This is a genomic window from Bacillus massilinigeriensis, assembly GCF_900117315.1.
Classification (GTDB): Bacteria; Bacillota; Bacilli; order Bacillales; family Cytobacillaceae; genus Bacillus_BE; species Bacillus_BE massilionigeriensis.
On record NZ_LT630337.1, the window covers coordinates 3,224,725 to 3,239,105 of the forward strand.

The following is a 14,381-nucleotide window of genomic DNA, read 5'->3' on the forward strand; positions in this document are numbered from 1 at the left end:
CGCTCTTATATACCCATTAAGTGCATTTCTATTTTGTATAATTGCTAAATATACTTCTTAAATAGTAACAGATCACGGACAGAGCAAAATGAGCCAAAATCACGGATAAAGAACCACTCCTTTTCCTCCACCATTGACTTTATTGCTAATGTCATGGAGTGATTTCCTCTGTAAATACATGAATATAAGTTTTGAAATTTGGAGATATTTACTAAAAATTACATATTTGGGGGTATATATGGAAATTTTTTATTTGCCTGTTGAGTATTTAGATGCTAAGTGGAATATAAAACATAAATTAGTCAAGGAGTTTATTAATAATTTTAAAGATAAAAAGAAGAAGCTTCTTAATTGCAAACAAAGATTATCTTGGAATACTTCATTGATATTAGAGTTGCTTAATTTATTAAACTTATCTCCAGAAGAGAAAAACTTTACGTATATAAACTGGGGGTCATCATTTAATGTAAAATGTATCATCCATGATCACACATTTAACACCAGTCTCGAATTAATCAGTAAAGGCCAAATTTGTTCCTTTTGTATATCAACTGTAAAAGGCTTTTCTCACGATGAGGCAGAAAAAAAAGCAACTAAATTTGGATATAAATTACTTGAACCATATAAAAGTTACCATGAAATACATCAGCTTAAATGTCCAAAAGGTCATAAAATAAATATGCCTTATGCATTAATTTTTCTAGGATGCTGCAAAAAATGTGGTGACGAAAGAAAAAGAAATAAACTTCGTTACCCTTTTAATGAGGTTGAAAAATTATTTTCTGAATTGAAATCTCTCTACCCTAGTATTATGCTTTTAACAACAAAAACAGAGTATGAAAGTTATAAAGGAAAAAGTGAAAAATTTAAAATCAGATATACATGTGTATATTGCGGAAAAGAAAAAAAGGGAAAATTACAAGATATTAAAGCTCATCATCTTATGCATAAGCATTGTTCAAGTGAGTTCATTAATATCGATCGTAGATTAACCTATCAAGAGGTTATAAAAAGATTTAAAATAAAAGGGCTATTGCTCATTACAACTGAGGAAAAATTCAATTTAGAATACAAAAATAACTCATATAGGATTGAATGTAAATGTAAAAACTGCAGAATATATAGTGGCTTCAAACCAGTCAAGGATATACTTACCTCCGGCTGTCCAGTTTGTAACTCAAATTATTACAATAAACCTAACCACCTCCTGCAACAGTGGTCAGATAAAATCAAAATCAACCAAAATTATACTTGCTTTAACTGTGGCTATTCTGGATCCGGATCAGAAATGCACGCTCATCATCTCTATGCAAAAAAACACTTTCCTTTCTATGCCAATGAATTATGGTGTGGTATGGTATTATGTCCATATTGCCATATACATAACACTTATGCATATCATAAATACGAAAAAATGCTTGAGGTAAAATCAACTCCGGGGATTTTTATAGACTGGATTAATAATTGGGGAGAAAGTTGTGAAAAAGAAAGCCACTGTATTCACTCTCTTAAAAATAGTAAAAAGTATTCTTGTCCAAAAGATGTTTCAACATATATTAATACTTTTCCTTTTAACATTTTTAATGAGGATCTATATTATTTAAATTAAATATAGATCTTCCCTGATTACAGACCATTATTATTTGCCACTATTGCCATCTTTTGTACCAGTCTTTGACAAGCAATTTCCAACGCTTTGCTTACTCCATACCAATAAAATGCACATCTAATTCATTATCTTGTAAGGAGGGGTAGCGTCAGGAAAATGCGGATTTAAACTGTATAGAATACCAAGTATAAAAAGCCTAATTCTCGGTGTTGTAGATTGAAAATTAGGCTTTAGTTACTCATAAAAGCCACGATTGTGGAAAATCTTAACTATCTCTGATTGTGCTAACGTCTGTTACTTTAAGCACATCTCTTCGCTGCTTGAAATTAACATTTTACCCACAAATGACCAACTGAATTTTTCCAACAGTATAACTTGGAAAAACAAGTGATAATTAAAAAAGCCACCGAATTTATTCGGTAGCCAATTCTTCTTATTATTTTATAAGTTTTTTTACATTTTCAACAATATCATCAATTGTATTAATAGCTGAATTAAGGGCTAATTTACCTGCTAAGGAATAACTGTATTTTTTTACTTGGTCTGCTGTAACGTTGTGCCAAATAGGAAGTATCATTTGGTTTCCAGTTGAACTTTCCTTATTTAAAATTCCGTCAAGTTCATAATTGGTCCAATATTTCTCAATAAAACTTGGAGAAATAACCACTATTCCATATTTGGAGTTTGCAAGTCCTTTATCGATTTCTTTTCTAATACTTTGCCCCCAGCCGATGTTGTCAGTGTCGTACCAGATGGTAACACCAGATGCTTTTAACTCTTCCGCCAATTCTGAAACATAATTGTCTTTATCATTAGCCGAATGGGAAATAAAAACATCATATTCTTTAGTCTCTTCTAATTCATTATTTTGCAAAGAAGTTATAATTTTCAAATCAGATTTTTGTTGGGCATGTAATTCTTTTACCATTTTTTCCTGTTGAGCATATATTTTTCCAGCTTCTTTTTGCTGTGTTTTACTTAGTTCCGTTAGTGTTTTATTTAGTTCCGTATTCTTTTTTGCTATTTCAGACATCAACTTTGCCTGTTCTTCCTTTGCTTTTTGAATTTTTATATTTTCACGTTCTATTTCTTTTAATTTGGAGGAAATTGTGGATGAATTCTTCGTTCTTTGTAACGCCGAGTTAGCACTGTTTATTTTCTTAATTGAGTTACTTTCTTCCTTTACAGCACCAGCTCGTTTACCTTCTAATCTACTTATATCTGTGTGCAGCCTTTTTATTTTTGATTCCAATAACGATATACTTGGCATAATATGAGCCTCAACCCTTTGTAAAAATTTATTCGCTGCGATAAAAAAGTCTTTGTTGTCTATAAATATCCTATCATTTTTTACTTCACTAGAAACAAAAAATCAATAGTGCATATAACTTGCATATTTTAAGCTCTTTAGTTTAGTTCCTTATTAGTTTTAAGCGCTCCAATTTTTGAACAAAGTCGTATTCTTATTTATTATAATTAATTTGTTATATATTTATTTGGTGCATCTTCATCAAAATTCCAAAGGTCTAAATTACCTAATATCAACCTTCTTACTAGCATTTGAACATTATGGATGTCATAGGGATTTATATAAGAGATTACTTCATCAAATTTATGTCCGATAAAAAAGTTTCTTATGTAACTACAATAATGAATTGCATCATAAATCTTCATCTCTTGATCATTCACTATTTCACCGTCATTCCATTTAGATTTAATTCCAAGTTTAGGTTTAATACTTTTATATAATTCACTGGGAGTACCTCTTATAAGCCAATTAATTGTTTCATATTCTTTTACACCTATACCAGAAAGTCTTTTAATAATATCCTCTTTAACGACTGAATTCCATTCGTCATTTTTAGTAAATCGTGGTTTTTTCTGACTTGAACGTATATCAAGACCTAACTCTTCTATTATAGAATAAGCACTTAAAAATGCATAGGCTGCTGAAACATGGTAAGTGTAACCTCTGTTTTCAACTGAAAATATTTGTCCGTGTATTGGTGAGGCAGAACGAGGTGTAAATGAATCTAATTGTAGACTAAATCTATATTTTTCTATACTGTATATCAGGTTTTTATTCTTCCAACTTCTTGCGGCAACGAGACATGCAAATAACATACTTTCATTAATCTCATTTTGCCTATAATTTTCATACAATATGAAATTATTTTTTATGTCATAAACAATTTTTGGACTTGGGTTATGGAAAATATCAGGATAGGCTAAAAGCCTTCCTCCATGTATTAAATTACTTATATTCTGAGCAATATCTTCATTTGGGGCGTAAACTATAAGTTCGACAGCGCTGTAATAATCTTTTCGTAATTTATTTAACTCATCGGTAGTTGGTTGATATTGTCTCATTAATGTACTTTGATTATTTTTATCTACCCAATTCAAATAACTAGGATCTTCTCTATAATCAAAAAGTATATCTTCTTGAATATCAATTTTTTTAATAAAATCTACATTCTTATCATTGAAAATGTTGTAAGTTGCATATCCAGTTATATCACTCCCCATTTTTACTCCCCCCTAGTTAAACAATCTTGCTTATTAAAGTAATAAGTCACTGCACTTATTATAAAAAAAGCTAACGGTTACTTTTAAGCGTTGCTTTCATGATATTCCCTATATTATAACATGTATATTCGATTTTCTTTTTTTAGTATTATTCAAGGAAATGGCCCTTTTGCCGAAGATCGCTGTATAACCAGTGACATCTTATTGTAGAAGTTGTTTTTCAACCGTGTTATATGTTCAATTAGTCATTTTTTGAGAGGTGGTAAAATCTAAACGATTATTTTAAACCGGTAAAAAACCTGTCATTCTGTTGTAAATCCCTTGCCATTCATTGTAAATATTATGTCATTACTGTTGCATTTCGGTGGTAGTAATCAATCTTCTCTTCCTATAATCATCTTTTTCTATCTTCAAATTTATCATCCCCCTTAGAACACCGCCTATTTTGGCATACTAATTTAAACGTTGCCCTCTACATCCTTTCACAATCCGCTTTTTTCATTATAATGTTCTTTTAAAATTTTGTATTTCCTTACATGTTTTAATTTTTTCCAAAGCTATTTATTAGTCGACTAGAAATATCAAAATATAAAAGTACACTATTTAAGAACACTTAAAAGTTTCACCTGAGTAATGTACTTCGTTGTGAAAAATTTAATGTAAAAACCATATTACTTGTGAAAAGTCTATTACTCACGTTATTGACAATGTTTGAGAAGCATTTTTTTATGCTGACAATATTAGTGAAAAATGAACTCACAAAAGTGTTCTGCCAAACAAATATTATTCACACTAAAGAAAGGAGAAAATACGATGCAAGATAAAATTGTCTTAAAGAAAAATGCAAGACAACGGTTGGAACTAACTAAATCTGATTTACAGCTATTAGTATTCTTAGAACAGCAACGAATGTTAACGCTGCAACAATTCTATCAAGCTGCTAAACACTTGATTGAAATGAAAATTACAGAATATAGTTTTAAGAATCGAATCCGGAAATTTGAGGAATATCATTTGATTCGTGGCGATCATTATAGTGAAGGGTTTAACGGAGAACGCTTTAAATTCCTGTGTATTGGTAGCAAAGCTGTGGATTTGTTAATAGAAAATAAACTGCTCGACATTTCTTACAACAAATCAAAAATCTACAAATTTAATCAAAAAAAGAACTTTATGCATTTTTTAGCGACACAACAGGCAGCAATCAATATTTTAACCAATTTAAATGCTGAATTAATAAAAGATCCAAATACAGATGAAATAAAGTACTCTATTCTATATAATTTAACTGCCTTCTCCCACTCACCTGCTACTTTTCCGTATACTGAATGGATAAGGAAATATAAAAACCTACACCGGCAAAATAGCGGCGCCTACCATGCAAAAGTAGCAAAGTACATGACGGAAAATAAATCAAATACAGAGATAAATGGAGCAACAATGATGATTGTAAAACCAGATTGGATTATCGAATTAAAAGGAAGCAAGAAAATAAGGGATGCAATCATTAATATAGAATTGGATATGGGAACGGAACCTTACGAAACATTGGCACAAAAAGTGTTTAAATATGCAATCCTAGCAGAAAAGAACCCAGACGTCCTTCACATAATGGACATTGTAATCGCTGATAACAGCTTCTCTAACCGGTCCACACTTAGCAGTGGAATTAAAAGGGCAGAAAACATAATGAAACAATTTGTATCAGATTCCGCAATTGCAAATAGAGTGAAACAATCTGGTTTGAAAATAATTGTTTCTCCTTTGAAACAAAACGATCAAATTGTATTTGATGCACTAAGCAAATACTGATCAATACTATTCACGCACAGTCATTCATTTTGAATGACTCGCATACATACGTTATATTTTTCAGAATACACCATTCGTTACCATAAATATATACCATAATGAATCGCCGTAATATCAAAGCTTCCTCATCTTAGCCTTCTCATTTTTCTTCTCGATTTTATCAATCGTTACGATAAATGGTAACGATTATTCAAAGTAATAAACTTTTACAATCGTTATTGACCCTAAAATAGTCCTTATCATAAGATTGGTAACGAATATTAGATACCATGACGGACATTAGCAACCTCTCTATTTAATTGATTTATTTTTTATTTTATTAGAACTAGTATCTAACATTAGTTACGATTAATCGTTACCATATATTATTTTGACAAGATTGCCGAAGAAATACAGTAATATACGGAACGTTTTAATGTTTAAGACAAAAGTTCCTAAACTGTCCATAAAACTATCAACTTGGTAGCAAGTAATATGCACAAAAAAATGACCCCTGTTAGAACCCAACAGGAGTCTTCTTTTTCATACCTTTAATCCTTCACTTCTACCACTTTTCAATAATACTCATTGAACCGTTCGGAAATACTAATCGATGATTTTCATCAAACATCAGCTTTTCGTTTGCTTGAAAAATATAAAATGCCTCTCCTTCTATCATTGATTCCTTGTTTGCTTTATGCCGAACTTCAAAGATCGCTTTTGCTTCATCCAGTGACATTGCATCAATCACTACAAATTGTTCATCTTTCTCCTTCGTTCTACGTACTACACAATAAATTTCCATTTGATTCATTTGTTTTTCCCTCCATTTGGATTTTTTGTATAAAAAAACATCGGAAGAATGCCACGATTATTTTCGTCGCACATCCTACCGATGATTTTTAACTAATACCTTGACCAAAAGGCCCTTCTATTAAATTAGTTCATAAAAGAAAAAGAAAATAAAATCTATATCACATTATTATTGTATCTTGCACATTTCCTCTTTTTAAGCCATTTCATTAAATTTGTCTCTTAAAATAACAGATTTACTCATGAAAAGTCGATTGGGTATGATCTTTGTTACAAAAGTGAACTTCACCAATATCCACAGAGTCCTCATCTTTTGGCATAATAATGTTATTAACTATGATTACGGCTATAAAACGTAATACTTTTCCCATGCTTCTTGCCAGTGATTGTTAAAAGATTCATAACTTGTTGCCAATGTATTTACCTAAACTTACTCAAGTCTCCCTCTACATATTTAATACTCCTTAGAATATTTGATTTTAAAGCAGGTTTAATATCATCCAAAATGACTAAATCTATCGGCTTCTGAAAATGATCCTCAAGGGTAATTATTAAGCCCATATAATTATCAAAAGATAGATCCGATTCGTTAAATTCTACTATCACATCAATATCACTGGATTCTTTTTGCTCTTCGTGGCTGTACGAACCGATCAAGCCCATTCGCTTAACACCATATTTCTCTTTCCACTCACTTAAATTTTCGGACAATTCATCAAGGATTTCTTGTTTCGAAAACATATTATCAGCACCATTTCCTGATATTGCGACAAAATTTATTTGAAGTTTTTTATCTAACAACCTGATTCTAATGTCGAAATTAAAAGGTCCTCACAGTTTTGAACTGGAGGACCTAATTTTTTATGATTCCTACCAAAAACCATAAAAATTCCGGCCACAGAGGCCGCTTCATCGCAAATATATTATTCCAAACCGCTCAATAAATATCAAGTATGATTTTACCTACAAACCTTATATTCCACCATATATTATCGAGACAAAGCTCAACTGCAAATTTCAAATAGACAACAAACTTCCTAATTGGAATTAAACTTTTCAATGATCTCTAGAACCTCTGTTTCTGTTAATTTTATTGCAGAAGCGATATCTTTAGGTGCTTTGCCAAGTAGATGTAATTTAATTATCATTATTGTATTATTACGAGTATTTATAATACTCCGCTCTAATCCATGCATTAAAAGTCCCCCTCGATACCACCAAATATAATCCTGCTAGTTATCGTATCATCGTTTCTAACAGTTATTTTCGGTACTATCTTCGTAAACTGAGTAACTGAAATCAATATAATCATCTAGTTCAGGTTTCTCTTCGGAATGATTTATTCCCCATCCGTAACGTTGGTAATCCCTACCGCCATCTATGAAAATTTGACCACATTGACATCGTTTAAAATCATTACTATGTTTTGATTCGATAATGTCATTACACTTCCTGCAGCGCACTTTATTTACAAGTATTTTTTTCATAGGCTCCCCTTATCTAATCACTTAATATAGTAAGGCAAAAGAAAGATATTTACTCACTATTGCCTTACGAATTATTAATTAAATATCATTATCCAAAAATACAAATAAACTTAAACATATCAATCACCTAATTTACTTAAAAAAAATAACTGTTTGTGTATTTTCCGGGGTTACTAGTACAGACCACCAGAACGCAGCGCCTCTCCATTTGTTTTCTCCTATTTTCTTATCATCAGTAGCATCTTCATATTTACCTCTCAATATCCACTTTCTACGCATTAAATAATGAAGTAATAAGTTTTATTTCTTCAATTTTTTCTTCTTTTACTAAGTAGATGTAAGTCTTGTCTATTATAGTATTTAAATCTTCCAGATGCGCTTCAGTAAATACAAAGTCAGTCTTATCTGTTATAATAATAAACCGTTCTTCACCATTAAAACGTTCACTATAAAAATCAACTAATCCTAAGTTATCGTACATTTTTATTAGCTTTCGACCATTCGCTTTCTCATGAGCCTCGATTAAATTGTAGTAGTCAGATGCTATGACACGATAGGATGAACCATTGGGAATTAATTCAAACTGAGCAATTTTTTTAGGTGGCTGCAGAATAATTGTTCGCTGCTTATTTAAAGTAACTATCCGCTTTTTCTTCTGTTCTTCAATATCGATTAGCTGAGCGTTCATTTGATTGATAAGTGCCGAATTTTTATTATCTAGATTATCTGATTGGTATTGTAAAAGACGATCATATATCTCATTATATTGCTGCTGAAATGTCCCCACTAAGTAATCATGCATTCGATTTAACTGGCTAGTGCGCTTTTTCTCAAGTAGGCTCTTTTCATTAATTGCTAATTGTAAAATATGGTTTTGCAAAACTTGTTGCTCTAAGAATGGTAATTCCGTTACAGACTCTGTGAAATTTTCAAGTGCCAACCAATATAAATTCAATTCGATAACTGACCCATCCTTACGTTTTGCAATAAATAACAGTTGATTCTTCAATTCTTTTCCGGTTCCATCTTTATATACTAAACGATATAAATCAACTTCTAAATGCTCTGGAATATTATACGTAAATAAATAACGTTTGAATGCAAATTGATCGTTTGTTTTTTGGAGTATTATTTTTGCAAGCGAATATAAAGGATAGGACTTTGTCACAAATTGAACTTCTTCATTACTTTCTTCAACAAATCCTGTATAACGATAAGAATCATTTAAACTGGTTTCTTTTGCAAATTGATCACGAATAAGTTTTGGAAATCGATCAATACGTTTAACACGATTTTCTTGGCTACTAAATACTTTTATATTCGATTCTTTAAATGCATAATCCATTAGCTCTACATACATTCGATTTGGCACTTTATTAATTTCAATATCGAACTGTGAATTTTTCATTGCCTTAATATCTAAGGTATCAGTATCAAATTGCATTTTGTTCATTGTTTGTAATAGCTCTTTATGTTCTTCACTTAGGCCTTTATCCATTTTAGAAATTACTTCATCTAAATTTTCACGGGTTAATATGGCTTCTTTCATTAAATCCGCCAAATTGATATCTCCCTCAAGTAAATCTCCCATAAAATTATAGACTAAATCATTCCCTAAATCCTCTTTCATTGTTTCTAACTTAGCAAGTAAACGAGCCATAACGTGACCTTCGCGGGTATTAGCAGCAACAAGATTAAAAACAAACACTTCATTTTTTTGTCCAATACGATGAATACGACCCATCCTTTGTTCTAAACGATTAGGGTTCCACGGGATATCATAGTTAATCATCTGATTACAAAACTGTAGGTTAATAGATTCTCCACCCGCATCTGTTGCTAGCATAATTTGAGCATTATGACGGAATAGCTCGACTTGTTTTCTTCGTTCATCCATTGAAAAACTTCCTATAATTTTAGCTATCTGCTCAACCCTTGTCGAAAGCTTTTCCTCCAAGTATTTTAGTGTATCAACGGATTCTGTAAAAATTAAAATCTTCTCTCCTGTATAAATGAGTCCACCTACACCAAATAACATTTCCTCTAGTTCCAAGTATTTCTTTTCAATTCCGTATTTTTTGAGAGAGGTTGTTTTAATACGCAACTTTTTCAACTCTGTAATTTCTTCATGTAACGCCTCTAAATCAACCGTATCAAAAGCAAGTTCTAATTTCTTCTCAAAAGTGTCTTGCGATTCTGTTACCTCTTCTTCAAGATTATTTTCATACAGTTTTTCGAGTTTTTGCGTAAATCTTTTTCGCTCATTTTCAGTTGCCTCTAAGATCGCTAATAATTTTTTATAACGACGAGCTAGTGACTTATGTATGGCTTCAATTGAGGAACTTAACCGGCGTTGAAGTAGCATCATGGCAAAAGCAGTACTATTATTACCAGCATTTATGGCACGATTAAAATGAGTCTGTACATAATGCGTCACAGCTTCATATAAATCTAATTCTGGTTCCGTTAATTCATATTGAATCGTTTTCGTTGTTCGTTTAGGGAAAATCGGTGTTCCATCAAAATTCACCATCGATTCCTTTAAACGACGAATGATAAATGGATTACTTTTATCTCGTAAGGTTTCATTTGCAGAAACATGATGAAATAAATCTGGTTCAATTAGTTTCATTAATAAACGAAAATTTTCAGCATCTCCTTTATGTGGTGTTGCTGTTAGAAGTAAGCAGTGATTTGTTTTAGCTAATAGTTTTTCACCAAGATGGTAAAGCTTTGTTTTGGCTGTTTTCTTTTTAATTTTGCCGTAAGAATAGGCTGCCATCTTATGAGCTTCATCTACAATGACTAAATCAAACTGTGCTTCTAAAATTAAACCCCTGATATCATCACGAGTAGACCAATAGATAGAAGCAAGACAAAAACTATTTTCAATAAACGGATTTAAATTGCCATATTCATTCAATACGGCACGATTAATAATTTTAAATGACTCTTGAAATTTCTCTGACATCTCTTCCTGCCATTGGCGTAATACTAATGGCGGAACCAAAATTAATATACGCTGAATACTTTCACGTGCTTTTAATTCTTTAATCAGCATCCCCGACATAATGGTTTTACCAGCACCGGGATCATCTGCTAATAAGTAACGAATGTTGGACGTTTGTAACATCCTGCTATATACAGCTTCAATTTGATGAGGTAGCGGTATAACTTGTTGATTTCCTAATGCACGTGTTTTTGAATATTTATCTTCAATTTCGAGTGCTAGGTGTAAAAGACGTTGTTGAATATCTTTGCCAGTAAAAGATAAATTCGAAGCAGTAGGAGTACTCAAGATTGTCATTTGGTTAATATCATTTGTTGTAAGTAGCTGTTCATAATAAGTATTTGATTGACGGCCTATTCCTTCAAGTAAATAATAATCTTCTCCAAATGCTTCAAATTTTTTTACTTCAATTGCTTCCGGGAAGAACGGTCCATTAATAATATCTCCAATGTACATCTCTATTACCTCCAAAAAAAATCCCTCACTCAAAGGGAGTAAGGGATTTTAGGGTTACGTTCAATGATTGTATCACGAATATTTTTTATAATAGAATAGCGTTGTTTATCTAAATCCCCTATACGTATATGGTAATCGAATGGAAAGAAGATTGCACTATTATTTAAAATATCTGCAGATACTATATTTGCTTCATGATACATCATTAATACTTCAATCATTAAAGCTTTGATTAAGGGATTCTGTACCTCAATTTCTGTTTTTTTCGCTTGATATACTCCCGGTTTTAACATTGTCAGAAGTTGCCAATCTTTTGCAGACGAAAAAACAGCACCAACAGCAACTTCTACTCGGCGACGATCTCCGTAACGATTTTTCATCTCGGAAACGATCAATTTGCTTTGTATTTCATCGAATAACTTTAATTGTTTCCCAATGTAATGCATTTGTTCCCTATAGAATGGATAGGCAATATTCGTTAAACAATAATTTATTACTAGTTTTTCTCTTGGCGATAAATATGGATATTCGTTCAATAATGCATCACGGATATCGATAATAATAGGGTTTACTAGATTCCATGTCTTCATTAGCATTGTAATTGCATTCTTTCGTGATTTATCACCTTTAATAGAATTCATTAATTCAATATTTAATAAGCTGTACATTTCTTTTACGGAATATTGCCGTGATAAATTTGCTGTCAAATCAAGATGAGCGAGTTGAATTTTTTGATCAAAACCTACTGCTCTCATATTCGCACCTACTTTCTAGCGCTTCACTTTTACAAATGGTACAATCACTTCCTCAAAATGAATGCCACCATGAGTAACAATTTTATCATCTTTTGGTACGAAAGCGTGATTTTTTTTAGCTATTAGCACATGATAGTCTTTTGGCAACCCCGGATTATTCCAAGAAATTGTTGACTCTGTATGCGTGAGGTGCGTTTGATTTCGGATATTTTCAGATTGATAAATACGACTTCGTTCGCCTTTTGAATTCACTAAAACTCCCTCTTGAATTCGTCCTATTCCGAGGCACTCTACATTACCATGATCAGAAGTAATATATACATCAAAATCTTGATCTATTAAATCCTCCAAAAACCGATTTAAATAGTTTGTAGATAGCCATGTCGATAGTTCAGAAATCATTGTTTGATTACCTTGTACAGCACCATGCATAAATTGATCAATAACATCTATAACAGCACCATATATACGAATAGAAGGAAATTGCGTATAAGCAAGTAAAGACTGGTTATACACTTCTAAGCCAAGAGAATTTTCATAAGCAACATTTTGCTTAGTAAAACCTACTTGCTCCCAAAATTGTGTCCAATAAGTTTTTTCTTTTCTAGTTGAAAAAATGGTGTCGGCAAATTGTCTAGGCTCTAAACCAGAAAAAATAGCTTGTCTTGAAACAGAAGTTACGCTCGGTATCCAAGAAAAAACAGCATCTTCTTCAAAAGACCAACCATCACTAGCTAAATGCTGTTTAATCATATGCCATTGAGTAAAGTTCATTCCATCCATCACAATTAAAGCGACTTTGCGATCTATTTTCCTTGCTAAAAAATGAGGAATTTGATGGACCATTTTTGGTTTTGGAACAACAGGTAATGTACGAAGATTTGCGTAATCTTCTATCATCCACTTTTCAAAGTGTTCATTTAGTGTTTGCATTTGCGTATGCCATGTAGGTGCTAATGTACCATCATTTAAATAGTTATACTGAATTTCCCCGATTTGACTAGCCAAACCTCCCCATTCTAGCCTTGAAAACTTTGAAAAGTCTTGGGTGAATAAGACATCTGCATCAATAGAAGGTTTATTCTCCATTACTAAACCTGCCGTCATCCATTTCTCAAATTTCACTTTATTAGATATTGGAATGGGAGTAATGAACTTAGTGAGGGTTTGTCTAATCATTGGATCACTATAAAAGGAAAGATCATAATTGATCCTCGACTCATCAATTTGCTCATAATCTCGTTTTAAATAATCTTGAATATATCTTTCCCATTGTTTATTTAATAGCCGAGTTAAATTATCTTTTGATATAAAAACGTTTAGGGCTTCTTTTGAAAAAAACGGATGTGATTTCCTTATGCTTTGTTCTAGTCGTTTGAAAAATAGCGTAGGAAGAGCTTCACTAAATTTATCAAAATAACGAATAGCTGCTTTTATAAGATTAATTTCATTACTGAAAATGCTCGAATCTAGTTGATACACCTCTGTCAAAATAAAATCAATTGATTCGTTATAATTTAATGGTTTTAATTGAGTATTCGAAGCATCAAATAATAACTGTAATACTTCATCTGGACAGTACTGAACAACAGTAGAATCAAGTGAAGGGAAGATTGTTTCCCATGATATAGATAGTCGATTCGCACTACTTAGTATGTCATAAGGCAATTGATTGAATTGGTTTGTCCCGATTATTACAACCCAAGTTGGTCTGCTTTTACGATCTTCGTGTCGAAATGATGTCTCATACTCATAACGAAAAACAACTGGGTCTTGATAAGTATGGACAATTATTTCCTTTTGAGTTATTACCTGCAGCACTGCTTTCCGGTTGAAAATGCCATACTCATCTGAAACAATATACAAAACACCTTTACTTGGAAAATAGGTTGCTAATTTTTCGGCCCAATTCAATCAAATCACCTTCTTTT

At 31.9% G+C, this 14,381-nt stretch carries 10 protein-coding genes and 2 pseudogenes; 2 read left to right on the plus strand and 10 right to left on the minus strand.

Going from position 1 to position 14,381, the window contains the following annotated elements; all coding sequences use genetic code 11:
• Window positions 1-238 precede the first annotated feature (238 nt).
• Window positions 239-1,609 carry a hypothetical protein gene (locus BQ6100_RS16045; protein WP_075982587.1) on the plus strand — a complete coding sequence of 457 codons (1,371 nt, stop codon included), beginning with the start codon at window positions 239-241 and terminating at the stop codon, window positions 1,607-1,609.
• A 436-nt stretch (window positions 1,610-2,045) separates the two neighbouring features.
• Here BQ6100_RS16045 and BQ6100_RS16050 read toward each other — a convergent pair whose 3' ends face one another.
• Both BQ6100_RS16050 and BQ6100_RS16055 read right to left on the minus strand, forming a co-directional pair.
• Window positions 2,046-2,879, minus strand: coding sequence for a TIR domain-containing protein (locus tag BQ6100_RS16050; protein ID WP_075982588.1), 834 nt, complete (start codon window positions 2,877-2,879; stop codon window positions 2,046-2,048).
• A 206-nt stretch (window positions 2,880-3,085) separates the two neighbouring features.
• Window positions 3,086-4,138 (minus strand): hypothetical protein, encoded by a 1,053-nt coding sequence (locus tag BQ6100_RS16055; RefSeq protein ID WP_075982589.1) that lies wholly within the window; start codon window positions 4,136-4,138, stop codon window positions 3,086-3,088.
• Between the two features lie 813 nt (window positions 4,139-4,951).
• On the opposite strand from BQ6100_RS16055, the gene BQ6100_RS16060 reads away from it, so the two are divergent.
• Window positions 4,952-5,950: a replication-relaxation family protein gene (locus BQ6100_RS16060; RefSeq protein WP_075982590.1), complete on the plus strand. Its 999-nt coding sequence runs from the start codon at window positions 4,952-4,954 to the stop codon at window positions 5,948-5,950.
• 544 nt (window positions 5,951-6,494) lie between these two features.
• Here BQ6100_RS16060 and BQ6100_RS16065 read toward each other — a convergent pair.
• From BQ6100_RS16065 to pglZ, 8 genes and pseudogenes are all read right to left on the minus strand, one after another.
• The gene (locus BQ6100_RS16065) at window positions 6,495-6,743 is read right to left on the minus strand and encodes a hypothetical protein (RefSeq protein WP_075982591.1); all 249 of its coding nucleotides are present in this window, start codon (window positions 6,741-6,743) and stop codon (window positions 6,495-6,497) included.
• Between the two features lie 419 nt (window positions 6,744-7,162).
• Window positions 7,163-7,543: a nucleotidyltransferase family protein gene (locus BQ6100_RS16070; RefSeq protein WP_390622417.1), complete on the minus strand. Its 381-nt coding sequence runs from the start codon at window positions 7,541-7,543 to the stop codon at window positions 7,163-7,165.
• 452 nt (window positions 7,544-7,995) lie between these two features.
• Entirely contained in the window at window positions 7,996-8,229 is a 234-nt protein-coding gene (locus tag BQ6100_RS22125; RefSeq protein WP_075982592.1) for a DUF7695 domain-containing protein, read from the minus strand.
• Between the two features lie 132 nt (window positions 8,230-8,361).
• Complete coding sequence (locus tag BQ6100_RS21300) at window positions 8,362-8,508, minus strand: hypothetical protein (RefSeq protein ID WP_159433164.1); 147 nt, start codon at window positions 8,506-8,508, stop codon at window positions 8,362-8,364.
• 1,431 nt (window positions 8,509-9,939) lie between these two features.
• A pseudogene (locus BQ6100_RS22030) lies at window positions 9,940-10,597 on the minus strand (C-terminal helicase domain-containing protein); the annotation flags it as partial.
• Window positions 10,598-10,606: 9 nt separating this feature from the next.
• Window positions 10,607-11,695: pseudogene (locus BQ6100_RS22035) on the minus strand (DEAD/DEAH box helicase); the annotation flags it as partial.
• A gap of 29 nt (window positions 11,696-11,724) precedes the next feature.
• Window positions 11,725-12,450, minus strand: coding sequence for a hypothetical protein (locus tag BQ6100_RS16085; RefSeq protein ID WP_075982594.1), 726 nt, complete (start codon window positions 12,448-12,450; stop codon window positions 11,725-11,727).
• A gap of 15 nt (window positions 12,451-12,465) precedes the next feature.
• Window positions 12,466-14,364: a BREX-3 system phosphatase PglZ gene (pglZ, locus tag BQ6100_RS16090; protein ID WP_075982595.1), complete on the minus strand. Its 1,899-nt coding sequence runs from the start codon at window positions 14,362-14,364 to the stop codon at window positions 12,466-12,468.
• Window positions 14,365-14,381 lie beyond the last annotated feature (17 nt).

Bases quoted from the DNA above. Each gene is read 5' to 3' on its own strand.
- BQ6100_RS16045 (WP_075982587.1), top strand. From the start codon at position 239: ATGGAAATTTTTTATTTGCCTGTTGAGTATTTAGATGCTAAGTGGAAT.
- BQ6100_RS16050 (WP_075982588.1), bottom strand. From the start codon at position 2,879: ATGCCAAGTATATCGTTATTGGAATCAAAAATAAAAAGGCTGCACACA.
- BQ6100_RS16055 (WP_075982589.1), bottom strand. From the start codon at position 4,138: ATGGGGAGTGATATAACTGGATATGCAACTTACAACATTTTCAATGAT.
- BQ6100_RS16060 (WP_075982590.1), top strand. From the start codon at position 4,952: ATGCAAGATAAAATTGTCTTAAAGAAAAATGCAAGACAACGGTTGGAA.
- BQ6100_RS16065 (WP_075982591.1), bottom strand. From the start codon at position 6,743: ATGAATCAAATGGAAATTTATTGTGTAGTACGTAGAACGAAGGAGAAA.
- BQ6100_RS22125 (WP_075982592.1), bottom strand. From the start codon at position 8,229: ATGAAAAAAATACTTGTAAATAAAGTGCGCTGCAGGAAGTGTAATGAC.
- BQ6100_RS21300 (WP_159433164.1), bottom strand. From the start codon at position 8,508: ATGCGTAGAAAGTGGATATTGAGAGGTAAATATGAAGATGCTACTGAT.
- BQ6100_RS16085 (WP_075982594.1), bottom strand. From the start codon at position 12,450: ATGAGAGCAGTAGGTTTTGATCAAAAAATTCAACTCGCTCATCTTGAT.